The 20,732-nt window shown below is 70.4% G+C and carries 22 protein-coding genes; 10 read left to right on the top strand and 12 right to left on the bottom strand.

What is annotated here, in order from left to right; all coding sequences use genetic code 11:
* Positions 1–2 precede the first annotated feature (2 nt).
* Together AU196_RS04820 and AU196_RS04825 are read left to right on the top strand one after the other, a co-directional pair.
* Entirely contained in the window at positions 3–761 is a 759-nt protein-coding gene (locus tag AU196_RS04820) for an SCO6745 family protein (protein WP_157546029.1), read from the top strand.
* 1 nt (position 762) lies between these two features.
* Positions 763–1,419 (top strand): biliverdin-producing heme oxygenase, encoded by a 657-nt coding sequence (locus tag AU196_RS04825; protein WP_059093951.1) that lies wholly within the window; start codon positions 763–765, stop codon positions 1,417–1,419.
* Here AU196_RS04825 and AU196_RS04830 read toward each other — a convergent pair.
* Together AU196_RS04830 and AU196_RS04835 are read right to left on the bottom strand one after the other, a co-directional pair.
* Entirely contained in the window at positions 1,368–2,216 is an 849-nt protein-coding gene (locus AU196_RS04830; RefSeq protein WP_059093952.1) for a TspO-related membrane protein, read from the bottom strand. The two genes, AU196_RS04825 and AU196_RS04830, sit on opposite strands and share 52 nt — an antisense overlap.
* A 26-nt stretch (positions 2,217–2,242) precedes the next feature.
* The gene (locus tag AU196_RS04835) at positions 2,243–2,839 is read right to left on the bottom strand and encodes a TetR/AcrR family transcriptional regulator (protein ID WP_059094000.1); all 597 of its coding nucleotides are present in this window, start codon (positions 2,837–2,839) and stop codon (positions 2,243–2,245) included.
* A gap of 78 nt (positions 2,840–2,917) precedes the next feature.
* On the opposite strand from AU196_RS04835, the gene AU196_RS04840 reads away from it, so the two are divergent.
* Positions 2,918–3,742 (top strand): alpha/beta fold hydrolase, encoded by an 825-nt coding sequence (locus AU196_RS04840; protein ID WP_059093953.1) that lies wholly within the window; start codon positions 2,918–2,920, stop codon positions 3,740–3,742.
* Here AU196_RS04840 and AU196_RS04845 read toward each other — a convergent pair.
* Positions 3,739–4,575 (bottom strand): MOSC N-terminal beta barrel domain-containing protein, encoded by an 837-nt coding sequence (locus AU196_RS04845; protein ID WP_059093954.1) that lies wholly within the window; start codon positions 4,573–4,575, stop codon positions 3,739–3,741. The two genes, AU196_RS04840 and AU196_RS04845, sit on opposite strands and share 4 nt — an antisense overlap.
* Positions 4,572–5,510, bottom strand: coding sequence for a LysR family transcriptional regulator (locus AU196_RS04850; RefSeq protein WP_059094001.1), 939 nt, complete (start codon positions 5,508–5,510; stop codon positions 4,572–4,574). The genes AU196_RS04845 and AU196_RS04850 overlap by 4 nt, the downstream gene beginning before the upstream one ends.
* A 103-nt stretch (positions 5,511–5,613) precedes the next feature.
* Here AU196_RS04850 and AU196_RS04855 point away from each other — a divergent pair, with 103 nt between their 5' ends.
* Positions 5,614–7,926 carry an FdhF/YdeP family oxidoreductase gene (locus tag AU196_RS04855; RefSeq protein ID WP_059093955.1) on the top strand — a complete coding sequence of 771 codons (2,313 nt, stop codon included), beginning with the start codon at positions 5,614–5,616 and terminating at the stop codon, positions 7,924–7,926.
* 16 nt (positions 7,927–7,942) lie between these two features.
* Here AU196_RS04855 and AU196_RS04860 read toward each other — a convergent pair whose 3' ends face one another.
* Both AU196_RS04860 and AU196_RS04865 read right to left on the bottom strand, forming a co-directional pair.
* Positions 7,943–8,662 (bottom strand): SDR family NAD(P)-dependent oxidoreductase, encoded by a 720-nt coding sequence (locus AU196_RS04860; protein WP_059093956.1) that lies wholly within the window; start codon positions 8,660–8,662, stop codon positions 7,943–7,945.
* A 45-nt stretch (positions 8,663–8,707) separates the two neighbouring features.
* On the bottom strand, positions 8,708–9,661 hold the full coding sequence (locus tag AU196_RS04865; RefSeq protein WP_059093957.1) for a pirin family protein: 954 nt from the start codon (positions 9,659–9,661) through the stop codon (positions 8,708–8,710).
* A gap of 57 nt (positions 9,662–9,718) precedes the next feature.
* Between AU196_RS04865 and AU196_RS04870 the strand changes: the two genes are divergently transcribed.
* A complete protein-coding gene (locus AU196_RS04870) occupies positions 9,719–10,711 on the top strand; it encodes a glycoside hydrolase family 6 protein (protein ID WP_059093958.1) in 993 nt (330 codons plus the stop codon).
* 5 nt (positions 10,712–10,716) lie between these two features.
* On the opposite strand, the gene AU196_RS04875 is transcribed toward AU196_RS04870, so the two are convergent.
* Positions 10,717–11,400: a cutinase family protein gene (locus tag AU196_RS04875; RefSeq protein WP_059093959.1), complete on the bottom strand. Its 684-nt coding sequence runs from the start codon at positions 11,398–11,400 to the stop codon at positions 10,717–10,719.
* Between the two features lie 135 nt (positions 11,401–11,535).
* On the opposite strand from AU196_RS04875, the gene abc-f reads away from it, so the two are divergent.
* A complete protein-coding gene (gene abc-f, locus AU196_RS04880) occupies positions 11,536–13,197 on the top strand; it encodes a ribosomal protection-like ABC-F family protein (protein WP_059094002.1) in 1,662 nt (553 codons plus the stop codon).
* A gap of 162 nt (positions 13,198–13,359) precedes the next feature.
* Positions 13,360–14,052 (top strand): ANTAR domain-containing response regulator, encoded by a 693-nt coding sequence (locus tag AU196_RS04885; RefSeq protein ID WP_231737350.1) that lies wholly within the window; start codon positions 13,360–13,362, stop codon positions 14,050–14,052.
* A gap of 9 nt (positions 14,053–14,061) precedes the next feature.
* Here AU196_RS04885 and AU196_RS25470 read toward each other — a convergent pair whose 3' ends face one another.
* Positions 14,062–14,220 carry a hypothetical protein gene (locus tag AU196_RS25470; RefSeq protein WP_157546032.1) on the bottom strand — a complete coding sequence of 53 codons (159 nt, stop codon included), beginning with the start codon at positions 14,218–14,220 and terminating at the stop codon, positions 14,062–14,064.
* A gap of 81 nt (positions 14,221–14,301) precedes the next feature.
* Here AU196_RS25470 and AU196_RS04890 point away from each other — a divergent pair, with 81 nt between their 5' ends.
* Positions 14,302–14,655, top strand: coding sequence for a hypothetical protein (locus AU196_RS04890; RefSeq protein ID WP_059093961.1), 354 nt, complete (start codon positions 14,302–14,304; stop codon positions 14,653–14,655).
* A 34-nt stretch (positions 14,656–14,689) separates the two neighbouring features.
* Here AU196_RS04890 and AU196_RS04895 read toward each other — a convergent pair whose 3' ends face one another.
* From AU196_RS04895 to AU196_RS26260, 3 genes are read right to left on the bottom strand one after another with little or no spacing between them, the layout of a single operon-like run.
* Complete coding sequence (locus tag AU196_RS04895) at positions 14,690–16,243, bottom strand: FAD-dependent monooxygenase (RefSeq protein ID WP_059093962.1); 1,554 nt, start codon at positions 16,241–16,243, stop codon at positions 14,690–14,692.
* 29 nt (positions 16,244–16,272) lie between these two features.
* The gene (locus tag AU196_RS04900; RefSeq protein ID WP_059094003.1) at positions 16,273–17,367 is read right to left on the bottom strand and encodes an NADH:flavin oxidoreductase; all 1,095 of its coding nucleotides are present in this window, start codon (positions 17,365–17,367) and stop codon (positions 16,273–16,275) included.
* Between the two features lie 48 nt (positions 17,368–17,415).
* Positions 17,416–17,547, bottom strand: coding sequence for a hypothetical protein (locus tag AU196_RS26260; protein WP_286141018.1), 132 nt, complete (start codon positions 17,545–17,547; stop codon positions 17,416–17,418).
* 122 nt (positions 17,548–17,669) lie between these two features.
* Between AU196_RS26260 and AU196_RS04905 the strand changes: the two genes are divergently transcribed.
* Both AU196_RS04905 and AU196_RS04910 read left to right on the top strand, forming a co-directional pair.
* Entirely contained in the window at positions 17,670–18,077 is a 408-nt protein-coding gene (locus AU196_RS04905) for a YciI family protein (protein ID WP_059093963.1), read from the top strand.
* Positions 18,077–19,231 carry an RNA polymerase sigma factor gene (locus AU196_RS04910; protein WP_059093964.1) on the top strand — a complete coding sequence of 385 codons (1,155 nt, stop codon included), beginning with the start codon at positions 18,077–18,079 and terminating at the stop codon, positions 19,229–19,231. Before AU196_RS04905 ends, AU196_RS04910 begins: the two co-directional genes overlap by 1 nt.
* On the opposite strand, the gene AU196_RS04915 is transcribed toward AU196_RS04910, so the two are convergent.
* Positions 19,204–20,697 carry an amidase gene (locus AU196_RS04915; protein ID WP_059094004.1) on the bottom strand — a complete coding sequence of 498 codons (1,494 nt, stop codon included), beginning with the start codon at positions 20,695–20,697 and terminating at the stop codon, positions 19,204–19,206. The genes AU196_RS04910 and AU196_RS04915 overlap by 28 nt on opposite strands.
* Positions 20,698–20,732: the final 35 nt, after the last annotated feature.

Genomic DNA, 20,732 nt, shown 5'->3' on the forward strand with positions numbered 1-20,732 from the left:
ACATGAGCGTTGACGATGTGTTCGACACCGCCGCAACCGCAGGAGCGGCCATCGAAGAAGCGGTGGCGGTGTTCATGTTGCATCCGGAGACCTACGGCGGAAGCGTCGCAGCCGGCTACGAGAACCCGCTCGCGGGCTATGTCGCCGGCCGCGGCGGAGTGCTGGGTGACGCCACCGGCACCACGGTCGCGGCGGTGTTCGCGGTGTTCGAGCCGACGGGGTTGGCGGCGATGTGGGACGAGGGCGTCGCGGTCCGAGGCGCGATCGGTGCGGCGCAGGTGTACTGGGACCAGACCGCGGAGTTCGGCCGTACGTACCTTTCCGGTGCAGAGGGACTGGATCGCATCGCCGCACTCGGGGAGAAGGTGATCGCGGCGGCACCGATCAGCGGATTGCCGCTCTTCGCGGGCTGGCGCGCGATGCCGCTGGCCGAAGACGCCGCGGCCCGGGCACTGCAGGTGATGTTCGTGCTGAGGGAACTGCGTGCCGGACTGCACTTCAACGCGCTGTCGCTCACCGATGTCACCCCGATCGAGGCGCACATGCTCAACAAGGGCCCGAGGTACGCCGCGATGTTCGGCTGGCCCGAACCGTTCGCCGACGGTGCGGACAAGAAGGAGCGCTACGACGAGGCCGAGCAGGCGACCAACCGTCGGATGAGCGGGATCTTCTCGGCTGCACTGGATCCCACCGAGGCCGAGGAACTCGCCCGGCTCAGCACCGCGGCGCTGGCGTCGTTGAAGGCGAACGTCCCGAGCTGAGATGGACCGCGCCGACCACCCGAACCACACCGCGTGGCCGTTGTCGGTCGCGATGAGGGAGGGCTCGGCCGCCGAACACGACGCCGCCGAGCAGTCACCGTTCGTGACGGAACTTCTGGCCGGCCGGGTCGGCCGCCGCGGTTACGCCGAATACCTGTTGCGTCTGCGGGTGGTCTACGAAGCCCTGGAGGATGCCGTCCGCGCCCGTCGCGACGACCCACTGGTCGCCGCGATCCACGACCCGGTGCTCGAACGCCTGCCGGCCATCGACGCGGATCTCGAGCACTGGGCCCCCGGCGCACGTCGCGCCATCGATTCGCCTGCCGCGCAACGATATCGGGACCGAATCCTCGAATCATCCTGGGGCGGAGCGTTACTGGCCCACCACTACACCCGATACCTCGGCGACCTGTCCGGGGGTCAGGCCATGGGCAGGATCCTCGACCGCGAATTCGGTCTCGACGGTGCGGGGCTGGCCTTCTACGACTTCGGCCTGCGGGTGAAGCCGTACAAGGACGGATACCGGGACCGCCTCGACGGGCTGGGCCTGGACGCCGGTGACACCGACCGAGTGGTGGACGAGGTGAAGGTGGCCTTCGGCCTCAATCAGGCGTTGTTCGACGAACTGGCCGCGCGGCTGCCGAGTTTTCGCCGCTGATCGGTCCGCTCGCGGTTGCGCAACGCGACGACCAGCACCGCGGCGACGAGCACGGCGGCACCGGCCAGTGACGCGATCAGGATCGACGTGGTCTCGCGCAGACGCACCGCGATGCCGATCAGGGCCCAGATGAGTACCAGCGCATAGGCTATGTCGCGGTGGAGGAACGTCATCGTCACGCCGAGCGTGGCCGCCACCAGCACCATGATGACGCCCCACGTCGGCTCGGAGAGACCGAATCCGTTCCAGCCCGCGTCGTCGAGCGTGATGGTGGCGTTGGCGATGGTGGCCACCGAGATCCAGCCCAGATACACCCGGAACGGGATGTGCACCGTCCAGCGCTCCACCGTCGACATCGGCGGATGGGCGGCCTGCAGGCGGTAGATGACGATCAGCGTGCCCAGCAGCACCAGCATCAGCAGCATGCTCAGCGGGAAGGGGTTGTAGTGCCAGGCGAACAGCCACGTGCAGTTGGCCGCGGCGGTGAGCAGATACCAGGGCGCGATCGCCCGCGCCGCGCCGCTGTCCGGACGCCCTCTGGCCAGGGTGAGGCTCAGGTAGACGCTGTAGGCGATCAGCCCGAGATAGATCACGCTCCAGATCGAGAACACGTACCCGGCGGGCACGAAGTACACCTCGAAGCGACGGGTGACGTCACCGGTGGTCTGGCCATTGATCGGCAGGCCGTTGGCGAGATAGTTGACGAACAGTGTGGCCGCCGTCGCCAGGCTGACGCCGCCCGGCAACAACAACGTCGACGCCGTGGTCGACCGGCTGTCGACGGTCCGACCGGACATGGGGGAGCTCCTCTTCGTCTGGGGTGTCAGGTAGATGCCCGCTGGGGGCGATGTCCAACCGCCGCGTGCACCGCCGCCTGTACCCCGTGCCCGGCGCACACGATGGGTTCGACGGAGCGCAGCGTGCGGCACAGCACGAAGGCGCCCTCGAGGGCGGTCAGGGTGATCGTCGCCAGCCGGCGGCACTCCTCCTCGGAGACGCCGAGTCTGCCGAACCACGCCGCGAGGCCGGTCAGCCAACTCTCGAAGACCTCCGCCGCCTCCATCCGGAGCCGTTCGTTGGTGCTGGCCACCTCCAGGGCGATGGTCTCGATCGAACACGCCTCGCTGTAGTCCTGGGCCTCGAGGTCCGCACCCGCCTTCTCGAACAACCGGGGGATGCCGTCGAGCGGGTCGATGCCCGCCAGCTGCGCGCCGACGAACTCGCCGTACCGAACGCCCTCGCGGCGAATGACTTCCACGCTGATGGCCTCTTTGCCGCCGGGAAAGTGGTGGTAGATCGACCCGAACGGTGCGTGCGCGGCGGCCGAGATCTGCTTGAGGCCGGTGGCCGGCATGCCCTGACGTCGGTACAGCTCGGCCGTCGCATCGAGGATCCGGCTGCGGGTGGACGGATCTGGCATGAGGTCTCCTTCTTGCGCATCGTGCCACGACAGCATATCGTCCAAATAAGTAGAACGATCTATCTAGGAGGCGATCACATGCTCTCCGTGGACGTGCCGTCCGGACCCATCTCCTACGACGACACCGGTGGCGACGGGCCCACGCTCGTATTCGGTCACGGCCTGCTCATGGACGGCAGGCAGTGGCGCAAGGTCATCCCGCTGCTGCCCGGGTACCGCTGCATCACACCGACTCTGCCGCTGGGCGCGCACACCGCGCCGATGAACGACGACGCGGACCTGACCCAGACGGGGGTGGCCGGCATCCTGGCCGACTTCCTCGACGCCCTCGACCTCGACGACGTGACCCTGGTCCTCAACGACTGGGGCGGTGGACAATTCGTCATCACCGAGCGCCGCGACAAGCGCGTCGGCAGACTCGTGCTCGCGTCCTGCGAGGCTTTCGACAACTTCCCGCCGAAACCGGCTCGGCCCGCGGCCCTGCTGTGCCGGCTCCCGGGTGGCGGCTGGGTCCTGAGCCGGATGCTGGGGACGCGGTTCTTTCGCCACAGCCGCCAGGCCTACGGCGGGATGGCCAAATCCGGACTACCCGACGAGTTGTACGACGAGTGGTTCCGGCCCGCCGTCGAGAACGCCGCGATCCGCCGCGATCTGGTCAAGTTCGCCACCGGTGCACCTCCGCGCCGCCGGTTGCTCGAAATGTCCGAGATGCTGGGCGCTTTCGACCGCCCGGTACTCGTCGTCTGGGCGCGGGAGGACCGGATGATGCCCCTGGAACACGCCGACCGCCTGGTCGCGCTGTTCCCCGACGCCAGAAAAGTCGTGATAGACGACTCCTGGACACTCATCCCCGAGGACCAACCGGAGGCCATGGCGCAGGCCCTGCGGGATTTCGTGGGCTAGCCGGGGCCGACGCGGACCTCGTCACCCACGCCCACCGTGCCGGTGCCCACGACTTCGGCGTAGAGCCCCGCGCACGGAAGCAGCCCCCCGAAATCCGGCGCCTCGACCCGGTTGTGTTCGAGCACGTAACGGACCGACTGCGGGGACCGGCCGAGGGGCCCGTGCTCGAGCGTCGGCACCGCACAGCGCGGCGTGGGCATGGTGCCGCGCACCGCCGCCTCGCCGAGACGCAGCGTGACGCCGACCCAGTCGTTCTCGACGAAAGGCGGGCAACCGGGCGGCGTCTCGATGATGACGTTGGGCCGGTAACGCAACGCTTCGGCCTCCCCGAGACCGATCGCGTCGAGTGTCGCGGTGGTGATCAGGTGCACCGGCGAGTGGTCGACGAAGGCGCCGCCCGGGGTGCCCTGAGCGATCTCCAGCAGCGCGGCCTCGATCTCGGCGTCGAGGCCGTGGGTCAGCACGTCCATCGGGTCGGACCGTTCGACCACCGCGCCTGCGGAGCGCTCGTCGGCCACGTGAACACCGCGGCCGGTCAGCTCGGACACCGGTCCGGCCGATTCGCCGACGGGTACGGTCTGCCCGCCGGGCAGCGTCACCGAGACCCCGTCGGCCTCCGTCCTCGCGGAGCACTGCAGCAGCCGGCGCCACAGGCGGGGGTTCTTGGCGGTGGCGACCCGGCCGGTCTCGTCGTCGATGTAGGCGTAGCGGCGGTCGCCGGACACCCCGAGTGGCGTGAGTTCCAGGGACGCGCGCTGCTCACCGAGCATCGACTTCACCGGATAGCGGCGGAGCATGGACACGCGACCGGCGGAATCACCCTCGACACTCATCGCTTGACGAGCTTACGGAACGCACCCTCCACCGCGTCGGCGATGCCGGCGTCGGCGGCGGCCGTCAGGAGCGCCTCGACGACGATCGAGGTGGGCTCGCGGGCCAGGGTGACCAGCCCGACGGTGGGGCCGGGCCCGCCGCCGGCCATCGGGCGGGCCGCGAACCCGGGCGGAACGCCGAACGCGTGCAGCCAGGCGTGCGAGGCGATCGTGCCGAGCCCGAGACCGGTGACATGCGAGTAGAGCGCGCCGACGGTGTCGGCCTCGACCACCGGCGCGAAGCTGGCGCCGTCGGCGGCCATCTGGGTGTCGATGATCCGACGGTTGCGCATCTCGGGGGTGAGGGCGCACAGGCGCAGCGCGGCCGCCTGCGCCCACGCCACCTGTGCGTTGTCGGTGACCGGATCGTCGGCGGGGGCGAGCAGCACGTAGCGCTCGCGGTAGAGGCCGAACTGCCGGTACCCGGGCGGGATCTCCTCGTCGAGGTAGGTCAGTCCGGCGTCGATGTCGAAATCGGCCAGCCGACGGACGATCTCGCGGGACGACAGCGCCTCGACCCGGACCGCCGCGGCGGGATGGCTGTCGAGGAAACGCGCGGTCAGCAGCGGACTGACCGGCACCGAGGTGGGGATCGCGCCGATGCGCGCGGTGGTGGTCAGCCGGCCGCGCATGCGGTCGAGGTCGGCCAACAGCTCGTCACGTTCGGCGACGATGCGGCAGGCCCAGGCGATGACCCGGGTGCCTTCGTCGGTGAACCCTTCGAAGCGGCGGCCCCGGCGGACGATGACGACGCCGAGTTCGCGTTCGAGGCGCTGGATGGCCACCGACAGCGTCGGCTGGCTGACGTGGCACGCGGCCGCGGCGCGCCCGAAGTGCCGTTCCCTTGCCAGCGCGACCAGGTACTCGAGTTGTTGGATCAGCACGTTGCCGTGCATGTGCACCTCACCGCCTGCTGTGATAGTCCGTGCCTATCGAAGCATTCGGGATCGCGAACACCAAACGCTTGGCCGGCGGCACACCGGCCCGTACGGTCCACGCGTGACGCCTGCGAACACCACCCGGTACGACTTCGACGAGAACGACGTGGTCGTCACCGGCGAAAAAGGCCATGCGGCAGGCATTCCCGCCGTCCTGGTGTCGCTGCGGCGCGGTGTGGAGCAGATGGGGGTGGCGCGCACCGCGCGCACACTGGCCCGGCTCAACCAGCGCGACGGGTTCGACTGCCCCGGCTGCGCGTGGCCCGAGACGCCCGGCCACCGCAAGCACGCCGAATTCTGCGAGAACGGCGCGAAGGCCGTGGCCGAAGAGGCGACGACGCGACGGGTGGGTCCGGACTTCTTCGCCGCCCACCCGGTGGCCGATCTACTCGAGCGCACCGAATACTGGCTCGGTCAGCAGGGCCGGCTCACCCATCCGATGGTGCTGCGCGACGGCGCCACCCACTACGAACCGATCGGCTGGGACGCCGCCTACGACCTGATCGCCACCGAACTGCGCGGGCTGGGCTCGCCCGACGAGGCCGCGTTCTACACCTCCGGACGGACGTCGAACGAAGCCGCGTTCGTCTACCAGTTGCTGATCCGCAGCTTCGGCACCAACAACATGCCCGACTGCTCCAACATGTGCCATGAGTCGTCGGGCACCGCACTGCAGGAGAGCATCGGCATCGGCAAGGGTTCGGTGTCGGTGCCCGACCTCGAGAACGCCGACCTGATCCTGATCGCCGGCCAGAACCCCGGTACCAATCATCCGCGCATGCTGTCCGTGCTGGAGAAGGCAAAAGCCCACGGCGCCAGGGTGATCGCGATCAACCCGCTGCCCGAGGCCGGCCTGCTGCGGTTCAAGGATCCGCAGAAGGTGCACGGGGTGGTGGGCGACGGCGTGGCGATCGCCGACGAACTGCTCCAGATCCGCATCGGCGGCGACCAGGCGCTGTTCCAGGGGCTGGCCAAACTCCTGCTCGACGCCGAGGACCGCCACCCCGGCGCCGTGCTGGACCGGGCGTTCATCGCCGACCACTGCGCGGGGTTCGAGGCCTACGCCGCACACATCCGCGCGCTCGACCTCGACACCGTGGTCGAGGCCACCGGGCTGTCGCGCAGGCAACTCGAGGACACCGCACGGGCGTTGATCGGATCGTCGAAGACGATCGTGTGCTGGGCCATGGGGTTGACCCAGCAGACCCACGGCGTGGCGACCATCCAGGACGCCACCAGTCTGCTTCTGCTGCAGGGCATGATCGGCAAACCCGGCGCCGGGGTGTGCCCGGTGCGCGGGCACTCCAACGTGCAGGGCGACCGGACGATGGGGATCTACGAGAAGGCTCCCGAGTCGTTCCTGGCCGCGCTCGACGCGGAGTTCGGGATCAGCACGCCGCGGGCGCACGGGCTGGACTCGGTCGACGCCATCCGCGCGATGCGCGACGGGCGGGTGCGCGTGTTCATGGCGATGGGCGGCAACTTCGTCTCCGCGACCCCCGACACCGCGGTTACCGAAGCGGCCCTGCGGAACTGCGCACTGACCGTGCAGGTCTCGACCAAACTCAACCGTTCACATCTGGTGACCGGGCGGACCGCGGTGATTCTGCCCTCACTGGGCCGCACCGACCGCGACATCCTCAACGGCCGCAAACAAGTTGTCACCGTTGAGGATTCGATGTCGGTCGTGCACATGTCGCGAGGTGGTCTGAAACCGCCGAGCGATCAGGTGCGCAGTGAGGTCGCGATCGTGTGCGAGCTGGCGCGGGCACTGCTGGGTCCCGCCCACCCGGTGCCGTGGGCGGAGTTCGCCTCCGACTACGACCGGATCCGCGATTCGATCGCCCGCGTGATCCCGGGATTCGCGGATTTCAACACCCGCGTGCGCCGACCCGACGGATTCGTGTTGCCGCACCCGCCCCGCGACGAACGGCGCTTCGCGACCGCGACCGGCAAGGCGAACTTCGTCGTCAATCCTCTGCAGTGGGTACCGGTTCCCGACGGCCGGCTGATCCTGCAGACGATGCGCAGCCACGACCAGTACAACACCACCATCTACGGCCTCGACGACCGGTACCGCGGCGTGAAAGGTGGCCGCCGCGTGGTGTTCTGCCATCCCGAGGACATCGCGGCGCACGGGTTCACCGCCGGTGACCGGGTGGATCTGGTCTCCGAATGGCCGACGCCGGGCGGGTCCGTCGAGGAGCGGGTGGCCGAGGACTTCCGGCTCGTGCCGTACCCGACCCCGCGGGGCAACGCGGCCGCGTACTACCCCGAGACCAACCCGCTGATCCCGCTCGACCACGTCGCGCGCAAGTCGAACACGCCGGTGTCGAAGGCGGTGGTCATCCGGTTGCGGCACCGGCAGTCGTGACGACCGGCCGGAGTTCTCAGACCGCCGAACCGCCGCCGTCGACGTAGAGGGTCGATCCGGTCACGAAGGCGGCCCGCGGCGACGCCAAGAACAGCACCGCCTCGGCGATCTCCTCGGGGAGTGCGGTGCGGCCCAACGGCAGAGCCGCGGCGACCTCGTCGATGAACTCGCCCATGTCGGCGGTCCCCGGCGTCCGCGTCGGACCCGGCGAGACACTGTTGACGCGAATACCGTTGGCGCCGAACTCCGCTGCCCAGGTGCGCGTGAGCGAGGCCAGGGCGGCCTTCGTGGCGCTGTAGACCGATGTGCCGGGAAAACCCTTGTCGCCGGCCGGCGACGTGATGTTGACGATGGCGCCCCGTCCGCGTGCGACCATGCCCCTGGCGGCGGTGGCCACCAGGAAGTAGGCGCCGCGCACGTTGGTGTCGAACATCGCCTCGAACGACGCCAGATCCTGGTCCAGCGTCGGCGCCACGGGGAACACCGCCGCGTTGTTGACCAGGATGTCGATCGGGCCGGCCTGTTCGGCGAGCTGCGTCACCGATGCCATGTCGCTGAGGTCGGCCCGGACGAACCGGGCCTTGCCGTCGAGCTCGTCGACGGCCCTGGCGCCGCGTTCGGCGTCGCGCCCCGAGATCACCACCCCGGCGCCGTGGTCGGCCAGGAGCCGCGCCGAGGCGAGGCCGATCCCGGACGTCCCGCCGGTCACCAGTGCGGTCTGGGATTCGAGTTCCATGTGAACTTCAAGCGCGCAGGCGCGAGAATCCTTCCCGGCGCACCGCTATCCCCAGGCGCTCGGATCGCCGCCGCCCGGCGGCGACAGCCGAGGCTTGAGCCGCACGGTCGGCATGGGCGGGGCCGGTAGACGGTGCACCGAGCCGCGATAACCCTCGACGTGTCCGAAGCGTTCGGACTCCGCCTGCCAGTCCGCCCGGAAGCCGATGACCTCGTCGTGGCTGCGGCCGACGAAGTTCCACCACATCACCAGCGGTTCACCGAAGGGAACCCCGCCCAGCAGCATCACCCGGGCCGGGCGGTCACCGGGGTTCGCCAGCGTCAGGTGGTCCACTCCCGGTGCGCGGTAACCCAACTCGGCGTGAGCCAGACGCGTGCCGTCGAGTACGACCGGACCGATGTCGACGAGCACGCCGTGCTCGAAGGCCGGCGCCACGTCGACGGTGAGTTCGGCACGCGGGTCCAGGACGAGTTCGGCGCCGACGAGCGGGCTGTGCACGGCGACCGGCGAGCTGTGGCCGGCCAATGCGCCGAGAAGCACCCGGGCCGACGCACCGCCGAGTCGCACCGGCGGGGGCACCGCGTGGTCGAAGCGGCGGGGCAGGTCGCGGGCCTGATCGGGCAGCGCCACCCACAGCTGGACACCGTGCAGTGTGGCGGTGGCCGCGGTGGACACCTCCGAGTGCGCGACACCGGACCCGGCCGTCATCAGGTTGAGTTCGCCCGGGCGGACCAGCGCCGACACGCCGCTGCTGTCGCGGTGTTCGATCTCGCCGTCGAACAACCAGCTCACCGTCTGCAGGCCGGTGTGCGGATGGGGCGGCACGTCCATGCCGCCGGTGCGTCCGACGTCGTCCGGCCCGTAGTGGTCGATGAAGCACCACGCGCCGATCAGCGAGCGCGCCCGTTGGGGCAGGGTGCGGCGCACCGTCATCGCCCGTGGCCCACCGAGGGGCACCGCGCGGCTGGTGATGACCTCGATGCCCATGGCTTCCATCATCGCCGCCCACCCCTGAATTGGAACCGTTTGCGGAGCGCCGCTAAGTTCCCTGGGGTGATGTCCTCAGCTGCTGGTGCAGTCGCGCGGTGGGTCGCTCCTCTTCTGACGGTCGCAGCCGTCGCAGGCACCGGTGCTCTCGTCGCACCCGTGCCCACCGGCCCCGCTCCGGCGGTGCGCCTGGCCAGTGACGCGAACCCGTTGGTCGGAAGGCCGTTCTACGTCAACCCGGCCTCCAAGGCCAGCCGGGCCCTGCAGGGCAATGCGGATCCGCTGCTGGCCGCGGTCGCCAACACGCCCACGGCGTACTGGATGGACAACATCTCGACGCCGTCGATCGACGCGAAGTACATCGCCGACGCACAGGCCGCGGGCACCACACCGATCCTCGCGCTGTACGGCATCCCCAATCGGGACTGCGGGAGCTACGCCGCGGGCGGGTTCGGCTCGGCCGGCGCGTACCGGGGGTGGGTCGACGGCGTCGCCGCGGCGATCGGCACCGGGCCCGCCGCGGTCGTCCTCGAACCCGACGCGCTGGCCATGATCGACTGCCTGTCGCCCGGCCAGCAGCAGGAACGCCTCGACCTGATCCGCTACGCGGTCGAGACGCTGAGCCGCAATCCGGCGACCGGCGTGTACGTCGACGCCGGTCACCCGCGCTGGGTGGCCGCCGACGTGATGGCGGGCCGGCTGAACCAGGTCGGCATCGAGAAGGCGCGGGGCTTCAGCCTCAACACCGCCAACTTCTTCACCACCGAGGAGTCGGTCGGGTACGGCCAGGCGGTCTCGGGGATGACAGGCGGGAAGCCCTTCGTCATCGACACGTCGCGCAACGGCGCCGGACCGGTCGAGAACGACCCCCTGTACTGGTGCAATCCGAGTGGACGGGCACTGGGCGTGGCGCCCACCACCAACACCGGGAACCCGCAGATCGACGCGTTCCTGTGGGTCAAGCGGCCCGGTGAGTCCGACGGTGCCTGCCGCGGAGCGCCCAGCGCGGGCACGTTCGTCAGTAGCTACGCCATCGACCTGGCGCGCAACGCGGGCTGGTGACGGGATCACCCGCTGGCGGGTGAACGGGTGCCGGGTGGGCGGACGTGAGCGGCCACCCACTGGGCGGCCAGCTTGACCAGCCCGGACTGCGGATACCGCACGTGCGCGTCGAAGTCCCGCCCCAACGAGCACACCGGATCGTTGGTGTTGCACAGGTCGGCGGTGCGGGATCCGAAGACCGGGCTCAAGCGGGTCAGCGGCTGACCGACCCGCGCCGAGGGGTTGCCGAAGACGGTGACGGCGGCGATGCGCGGCACCACGGCGGCAGGCAGGGGCGCGGCGTACCCGAGTCCGGCGACCGGGGACGTCGTGACGATGTCCATGACCGCGGCCCCCTGCGAGTAGCCTCCGAGCACCATCGTGGTGTCCGGACACTTCGCCGCGGTCGACTGGACCCGCAGGCTGGCGTCGGTGGCGCCGGCACCCACCTGCAGGAAGTCCCACGACGCCGGATATCTCACGGCGTAGGTGCCGACCGTCTGTCCTTTCACCATCGGGCGTAGCGCGTCGACCAGGGCCTTGCCGACCACCCCGATCCCGGGTGGCTCGTCGGTGCCGCGGGCGAAGATCACCTCGACGTCCGGACAGCGCGGAGCGGCCGACGCGGTCGGTGCGACGACCGTGGCGAAGACGGCGAGAGCCGCTGCCGCGGCCAACCCCGTGCGGCGGGTCACCTTGTCGACGGTCACGGCCTCTCCTCGACCGAATGCTGCGGTGGACGGAACGGTCGTCCTGTACCCAATCGTCCCACAAGTCACTCCAGTAACACCGCCGCGCTCCGTGCCGGCGAGGTCGGGCAGTCGTCGGGTGCGACGATGGACGTCATGACCGCAACGCTCGTCGCGAAGAACGTGGCAGGCGGGTTCGCCCACCGCACCCTCTTCGAGGCCCTGGACCTGACCGTGGCGCCCGGTGATGTGGTCGGCGTCGTCGGCGCCAACGGGGCCGGAAAGAGCACACTCCTGCGGATCCTGGCGGGCGATCTCGACCCGCTCGACGGCATGGTGAGCCTCGCGCCGGCCGACGCGTTCGTCGGATGGCTGCCGCAGGAGCACGAACGGGTGCCCGGCGAGACCGTCGCCGCCTACATCGCCCGCCGCGCGGGCTGCACGGCGGCGACGCAGGCCATGGACGCAGCGGCCGCCGCGCTGGCCGAGCCCGACGCGGCCTCACCCGCGGACCCCGCCGCCGCGTACTCCGCGGCGCTCGATCACTGGCTGGCCACCGGTGCGGCCGACCTCGACGAACGGCTGCCCGCCGTGCTGGCCGACCTGGGCCTCGACACCGACGCCGTGCGGCCGCACGAGACTCCGATGACCGCGCTGTCGGGTGGACAGGCGGCGCGGGTCGGGCTGGCCGCGCTCCTGGTGTCGCGGTTCGACGTGGTCCTGCTCGACGAGCCGACCAACGACCTCGACCTCGACGGGCTGGCGCGGCTGGAGCAGTTCGTCCGCGACCTGCGCGGCGGGGTGGTGCTGGTGAGTCACGATCGGGAGTTCCTGGCTCGCAGCGTGACCCACGTGCTCGAGCTGGACCTGGCTCAGAACACCACCACCGTCTTCGGCGGCGGGTACGAGAGTTACCTCGAAGAGCGCGAGGTCGGCCGCAGGCACCGGCGCGAGCAGTACGAGGAGTTCGCCGAGAAGAAGGCCGACCTGGTCGCCCGGGCCCGCGTGCAACGGGAATGGTCGAGCCAGGGTGTGCGCAACGCGATCCGCAAGGCGCCGGACAACGACAAACTCCGGCGACGCGCGGCAGGTGAATCCAGCGAGAAGCAGGCGCAGAAGGTGCGTCAGATGGAGAGCCGGATCGCCCGGCTCGAGGAGGTCGCCGAACCGCGCAAGGAGTGGACGCTGCAGTTCACCATCGGCGCCGCGCCACGGTCGAGTTCGGTCGTCGCGACGCTGGACAACGCCGTCGTGCGCCAGGGTGATCACGTGCTCGGACCCGTAACGCTGCAGGTCGATGCCGGCGAGCGGATCGGGATCACCGGGCCCAACGGCGCGGGCAAGTCGACGCTGCTGCGGCTTCTGCTCGGACGCCGCAGGCCCGACGAGGGGCGCGCGAGCGTCGGTGCCAACGTCGCCATCGGGGAGATCGAGCAGGCGCGCGCCGATTTCACCGGTCCGGAGCGACTCGTCGACCGCTTCGAACAGCGGGTGCCGGGCTGGACCACCGCCGACGTGCGCACCCTGCTGGCGAAATTCGGTCTGCGCGCCGACCACGTGGAGCGCCCGGTGGACGACCTGTCGCCCGGGGAGCGCACCCGCGCGGGCATGGCGTTGCTGCAGGCACGCGGCACCAATGTGCTGGTGCTCGACGAGCCGACGAACCACCTGGACCTGCCGGCGATCGAGCAGCTCGAACAAGCCCTCGACACCTACGACGGCGCGTTGCTGCTCGTGACGCACGACCGCCGGATGCTGCAGAACGTCCGTCTGGACCGCACCTGGCGGGTCGACCGCGGACGCGTCGTGGAGGTGTAGCGACGCCGCCGGCCGCTCTGTACGAGACGGTGACGGCGGTTCCTGGAAACTTTCGTCCCCGTCAATCGGTCATTACGCTCGAAGAATCGGTCGACGGTGCGGACAGGACGGGAGCCGGTGATGACAGAGGAGCGTCCGGACGAGACGGATCGACTCGAGAGTGTGAGCGAAGCGATCGAGTCGCTGCAGTCGCTGTTCGCGGACGGTCGGCCGCTCGACGAGCTGCTGGACAGCGTGGCGGCGTCCGGAGCCGAAGCGATACCGGATGCCGACGCGGTGAGTATCACGGTGCTGGCCGAACCGACTCCGCGCACCGCCGCGTGCACCGACAAGCGTGTGCTCCGACTTGACCGCGCACAGTACGAGGCGGGGCGGGGCCCCTGTTTGGAAGCCGCCGACGTACGACGGCCGGTCCGCGCCGTGATGAGCCTCGACGAACAACGCTGGCCGGAGTTCGTCGCGGCGGCGAGCGCCTGCGGCATCACCGCGACGCTGTCGGTGCCGCTGCTCGCCGACCGGGTGGGCCATGAGCCCGAACTCGTCGGATCGCTGAACATCTACAGCACGACCGCGACCGCGTTCGACCCCTTCGACGAAGCGCTGATGCGGTTGTACACGCTGACCGCCGGGCTCCTGATCACCAACGCCCGGCACTGGCAGCGGTCGCTGGAGACGATCGACCAGCTCCGCGAGGCGCTCACCTCGCGCTCCGTCATCGACCAGGCCAAGGGTGCGCTCCGGGCCGTGCACGGATGCTCGGAGGAGGAGGCGTTCCAGCGCCTGGTCAAGGAATCGCAGAACACCAACACCAAGGTTCACACCGTCGCGCGCGACTTCCTCGCCTCGCTCACCTGAGCGCGCTGGTCAGCACCGCGTCAGCTCGCGTTCGACGATGCTGACGTCGTCCGGTGCGACGTCGTCCTCGGTCGGCCGCTCGGCAGGCCTTCGTCGCGCGGTGAGGCCGAGGGCGCGGTGGACGCGGCGAAGAAGACGGTCGGTGGCTGTGATCGGCAAACTTCGCATAAGGCCAGGATACCCGAGTGCTAACAATTGTTAGCACCTTGCTAGCAGTGAGACCGGCGACAGTGAGCTAGATTCCCGGGCATGCAGCTCTTGCGTGACGCGGTCGTGCTCTTCCACATCGTCGGTTTCGCCGTCACCTTCGGCGCCTGGGTGGCCGAGGCGGTCGGCCGTCGTTTCCGCACCACCCGGCTGATGGACTACGGCGTGTTGCTGTCCCTGCTCACCGGCCTGGCCCTCGCTGCGCCGTGGCCCGCGGACGTGGTGCTCAACTATCCGAAGATCGGTGTGAAACTCGTCATCCTGATCGTGTTGGGCGGAATCCTCGGCATGAGCAACGCGCGCCAGCGCAAACGCAACCTCCCGGTGCCGCGCGCGATGTTCTACGCGGTCGGTGTGCTGTCCTTCGCCGCCGCGGCGATCGCGGTGCTGTGGTGACCCGCGCCGGTCGACGAGACGCCCTGCCGATCCGCTAACTCGGCAGCGCGCCCAATCCGTGGGCCGAGAGCGCATCCCGTAGCTCTGCATCGTCGACACTGTTGCCCCGCAACGGAATAGACGCGGCGACGAAGTGGTCGGGCCGAACGAGGTAGAGCCGGTCGGACCGGAGCCGACCGCGCGGGTCGGCGCCGAAATCCTGTGGGCCGTCGATCCACACCGGAACCTCGGGCCGCACGATCCGGGGTGCGCCGTAGGAGTGCAGCTGCCAGGTCATCGTGTCCAGCGCGCGGTGATTCTCCGCGACCGGCGGCAGCCGCAGACCCACCGCCGGATCCTGCGCCCAGCCGGGACGGTCCCCGGGGACGGCGTAGCGGTAGCGGATGCGGTACTGGCCGATGTAGCCGCCCAGGCGGGTGCCCAGTGGCGTGCGGGTGATCAGCGGGAACACCCCGAACGCCAAGCCGCCGATGGCTTTTCGGACCAGTCCCGCCGACGATCCGCGGCGGCCGATGACGGTGAACGCGCGGTCGGTGACGTTGACCAGGGTCAGCGCGACGGGACGGCGTTCCCGTTCGTAGCGGTCGAGCGCTCGCCCGTCCACGCGGTTCTGCGCGACGTCGGCCAGCAGCATCGCCAGATTGTGGGCATCCTGCAGACCCGTGTTCATCCCCTGACCGCCGACGGGGGAATGCACATGTGCGGCGTCACCGGCCAGGAAGATCGAGCCGACCCGGAATTTCGCCGCCACGCGGTGGTGCACCCGATAGGTCGAGAACCAGTCCACCGGACCGTGCGTCAGACCGAACTCGGTGCGGACGGTGGCGAGCGCCTCGTCCTGGGTGATCGTGTCCCCGGGCGCCAGACCCAGCAGCCTGACGTGGCCACCGGGGCCCAGCGGGAACACCGCCGTGAAGGTCCGCCGACCCGGCCTGATGTTGACCGCCCCGTCGGGCACACCGCGCACGTCGTGCACGTCGGCCACCCAGAACGTCGCGTCGTCGGTGCGGCCCTCGAAGGGAAGGTTCAGTGCGCGCCGTACCGCCGAGGCCGCGCCGTCGGCTCCGATGCACCATCGGGACCGCAGCCGAAGCAGCGCCCCGTCCGGTCCTTCGAGCAGTGCCTCGACCCGGCCGTCGGGCGCGGCGGTCCTGTCCTGCACGTCGACCAGACGGTGCCGCCAGCGGACGTCGCCGCCGTCCGCGGTCAGGGCGCCGGCGAGCAGTTCCTCGTTGTGGCTCTGCTCGAAGATCTGGATGCCCGGGAACCGGGTGAATCCGCTCTGCAGCTCCGCCAGGTTCGGACCGATCGCGCGGGCCGATCCGCCGACCTGAATCCGTAACGCCGCGTTGGCTTTTGCCTGTACCGTGCCGGCCAGCCCGAGTTGGTCGTAGACCTCCATCGTCCGGGCCTGCACGGCCAGGGCGCGGGACTCGCGGGTCGGGCCGGCCTTCCGGTCGACGAGGACCGCGGGGACGCCGCGGCGGCCGAGGACCAGCGCGGCCAGTAGGCCGGTGGGCCCGGCGCCGACGATCAGGACGTCGGTGTCGACGACGGGAAGATCCTCGACGCGGAAGGGGGGTGGCATGCGGTCACCGTAGCCAACCGCCGCGGGCGTCAGGCGAGTTTGGCCAGCGCCGTCTCCGGGTGGTATCCGGCGAAGCCGTCGAGTTCGCCGTCGCGCAGGCGGTTGACCCACGCCGGGTCGGCCAGCAGCGCCCGGCCGATGGCCACGATGTCGAATTCACCGGCATCGAACTGCTCGACGAGGCGGTCCACCGACGCCGGATGGATGAGCTGGCCCTGCTTCTCACTGCGGAACTGCGTCTCCAACCCGACGGAGCCGACCGCGATCACGGGCAGCCCGGTGACCTTCCTGGTCCACCCGGCCAGGCTCACGTCGCCGTCATGGTCCGGGAAGGCCGGTACGTAGTGCCGCCGCGTGGAGGGATGGAAGACGTCCACCCCGGCCGCGGCCAGCGGGGCGAGCAGATCCCGCAACTGCGTCGGGTCGTCGGCGATGGAGGCCGCGTAGTCGGTGCCCTTCCACTGCGAGAACCGGAAGATGATCGGGTAGTCGGGACCGACGGCCGCCCGGACCGCCGCCACCACCTCGGCCGGGAAGCGGGTGCGGTCGGCGAGGCTGCCGCCGTATCCGTCGGTTCGGAGATTCGTTCGCGCCCAGAGGAACTCGTCGAGCAGATACCCGTGTGCGCCGTGCAACTCGACGGCGTCGAAGCCGACCTCACGCGCGGTCCTGGCGCTCTCGGCGAACAGTTCGGCGATCCGCGGGAGCTCGTCGGTCTCGAGCGCGCGTCCCCGCGGTCGGCCGTGGCCGTCCACACCGGACGGACTGACCGGGACGACACCGTCCGCGTCGTCGCGCTGCGCGCCCTGATGCCACAACTGTGCGGCGACCGTACCGCCCTCCTCGTGGACCGCCGCCAGGACGCGCGACCACCCGGCGAGCACGTCGTCACCGGCGATCGTGGGGATGGAGGAGGGATACCCGGCCGACGGATCCGGAAGGCGGACGCCTTCGGTGATGATCAGGCCCACTCCGCCCGCGGCGCGACGACGGTAGTACTCGGCGACATCGGCGCCCGGGACTCCGCCGGGTGAGGCCTGCCGGGTCATCGGCGCCATCGCGAAGCGGTTGGGGACGGTCAGCGAGCCGACGGTGAGCGGTCGGAAGAGGTCTTCGGTAGCCACGAAGCGGTGCAACGCGGCGGCCGCGGCGCTCATTCCGCCGCAGCGCCCTCACCCCTCCGAGGGTTTGTCGACCTCGTTCTCGGGCAGCGGAAGCGCCTCCGCACCGGGGGTGGCGGGGGCCAGCACCTCCTCGTCCTTCGCGGCGGGTTCGGGCGTTACATTCTCGTCGGCAGATGTCATGCCGGGTTGGTACCCCGTGACGCGCGGCGGTAACCGCCTCCCGGGGGGATGTCGAGAACGGCGTCACGGCTCCGTCCCAGGGGTGAGCGACCAACTAGGGTCGCGACCTGAAGGGAGAAGTCATGGCGAAGTACCTGTTGCTCAAGCACTACCGGGGTGCGCCGGCCGCGGTCAACGACGTGCCGATGGATCAGTGGAGGCCCGAAGAGATCGAGGCGCACATGCAATACATGGAGGACTTCGCGGACCGCCTGCGGGACAGCGGCGAGTTCGTCGACAGCCAGGCCCTCGCCGCCGACGGCGCCTGGGTCCGCTACGACGGCGAGGGCAGGCCGCCGGTGACCGACGGTCCGTTCGCCGAGACCAAGGACCTGATCGCCGGGTTCATGATCATCGACGTCGACTCCTACGACCGCGCCGTCGCACTGGCCGGCGAACTGTCCGCGGCACCCGGTGCGGGTGGCAGACCGATCCACGAGTGGCTCGAGGTGCGGCCGTTCATGACCGCAGCGCCCGGCTCCAACGAGTAGTGGACGAGAACCGGCTTCGGGAACTGATCCCCGGGGTGCTGGCCGCCCTCGTCCACCGCGGAGCGGACTTCGCGACGGCCGAAGACGCGGTCCAGGAGGCGCTGATCCGGGCGCTGGACACCTGGCCGACGCGGGCCCCGGACGATCCCAAGGGCTGGCTGATCACGACCGCGTGGCGCCGATTCCTCGACTTCACCAGGTCCGATGCGGCGCGCCACCACCGCGAGCTGCGGGCGGCGGAGGAGCCCCCGCCCGGGCCGACGGAGTCGACCGACGACACGCTGCAGCTGTGCTTCCTCTGCGCGCATCCGAGCCTCACCCCGTCATCGGCGGTCGCGCTGACGCTGCGGGCCGTCGGCGGCCTCACCACCCGGCAGATCGCGCAGGCCTATCTCGTGCCGGAATCGACGATGGCGCAACGGATCAGTCGTGCCAAGCGCACAGTCAGCGGGGTCACGCTGAACAGTCCCGGTGACCTGCGCACCGTGCTCCGCGTGCTGTACCTCGTGTTCAACGAGGGTTACGGCGGTGACGTCGACCTCGCGGCCGAGGCGATCCGGTTGGCCCGGCAGCTCGCCGCGACCACCGACGATCCCGAAGTGTCGGGCCTGCTGGCGCTGTTCCTGCTGCACCACGCCCGGCGCCCGGCCCGGATCCGCGACGACGGGACGCTGGTGCCGCTCGCCGAACAGGACCGGCGCCTGTGGCGGCGCGAGCTGATCGTCGAGGGTGTGGCCGTGCTGCAGGCGGCGCTCGCCCGCGACCGGCTCGGCGAGTACCAGGCGCAGGCGGCGATCGCGGCGTTGCACGCCGACGCGCAGACCGCCGGGGAGACCGATTGGGTGCAGATCGTCGAGTGGTACGACGAACTCGTCCGCCTGACCGACAGCCCGGTCGTCCGGCTCAACCGCGCGGTCGCCGTCGGCGAGGCCGACGGCCCACGTGCGGGGCTCGCCGCACTGGCCGATCTCGATCCGTCGTTGCCGCGGTACACCGCGTCGGAGGCCTACCTACGCGAGCGGGAGGGTGACCTGGCCGCCGCCGTGGTCCTTTACGCGGAAGCCGCCGTCAAGGCGCACAACATCGCCGAACGCCATCACCTCACGCGGCGCGCCGCCGCACTGCGTCAGCGCCTCGCGGCCGAGGCGCCCTGAATCGGTGCGACGCGGTCCGCCCACGGCACCGCCTGTTCCAGTTGACCGGCCAGTCGCAGGAGCAGCGCCTCTCCCGCCAGCGGTGCGACGAACTGGACGCCCAGCGGCAGGCCGTCGGACGTCCAGTGCAGGGGCAGCGAAATGGCCGGGCGCCCGGTGAGATTCGCCAGCTGGGTGTACGGCACCCAGGACAGGTTCTTGTCCACCATGTCGTCGACGATCTTGGTGTGGCGCAGCATTCGGGCCGTGCGGGTCTTGATCAGCAGGTCCGAGGCGCGTTGCAGCGCGACCGGCAGGTCGAACTCACCGATCGTCGGCGGCGGGGTCGCCAGCGTGGGTGTCATCAGCAGGTCGTACGACTCGAAGAACGTCGTCAGCCTTCGGGTGTGCTCGTGTCGGCGCTCGACGGTGTCGACGTAGTCGACGCTGCTCGTCGCCGCTCCGATGGCCGCCATGATCAGGGTGTCCCGCTCGAACGCGTCGTCACCGGCGCCCGAAAGCCGTTTGGCCTCACGAACTTCCCACGCGTTGTGGACGAACCACGTCAGCAGGAAGTCGCGGGCGAGCGCGGCGTCGTCGAACGGTGCGACCGGCAGTTGCTCGACGTGGTGGCCCAGGTCGGTCAACGCCCGAACGGTCCTCTCGACGGCGGTGCGCGCCTCCGGATGCGGTGCCGGGTTGATCGCCGACGGCACCCGAACCCCGATCCGCAGCGGTCCCGGGTCCTGTCCCACCGCCGACGCGAACGACTCGCTCGGGATCGCGGGCACGTAGGGGCCGCCGGGCTCGCCGCCGCGCAGGACGTCGAGCATCGCGGCCGTGTCCCGCACCGTCCGCGACACCACACCCTGCACCGCCGCCCCGTGCATGGCCTCACCGATCGCCGGGCCCGACGGCGTCAGCCCCCGGCCCGGTTTGAGCCCGACCAGTCCACAACATCCGGCCGGGATGCGGATCGAGCCGCCACCGTCGTTGGCGCCGGCACACGGCACGATGCCCGCGGCAACCGCGGCCGCCGAACCACCGGACGAACCACCCGGCGTCCGCGTCAGATCCCACGGGTTGCGCGCCGGTCCCCAGGCGGCGGGCTCGGTGATCCCCTTGGCGCCGAACTCCGGGGTGTTGGTCTTGCCGAAGATCGTCAGACCGGCGTCGAGCCACCGCTGCACGACGGTCGCGTGTTCGGCGACCGGCGTCGCTATGAGCGCGCGCGACCCGGCCGACGTCGGCAACCCCGCATAGTGCTGCGCGAGGTCCTTGATCAGGAAGGGCACACCGGCGAACGGTCCGGTCGCCCCGGGTGACGGCGCCGCAGGGATGTCCCGCACGATCGCGTTGATCAGCGGATTGACCGCGGCCGCCCGCTCCCTGGCCACGTCCAGCAGCTCGGCCGCGGTGACCTGCTTGTCGGCAACGAGCTCGGCCAGTCCGACCGCGTCGTAGGTCCGGTACTCCTCGAAGTTCACCCCCTGACCGTAGGTGGCCGGTGTCGGGACCACCT

It is taken from the genome of Mycobacterium sp. IS-1742 (assembly GCF_001500125.1).
GTDB lineage: Bacteria > Actinomycetota > Actinomycetes > Mycobacteriales > Mycobacteriaceae > Mycobacterium.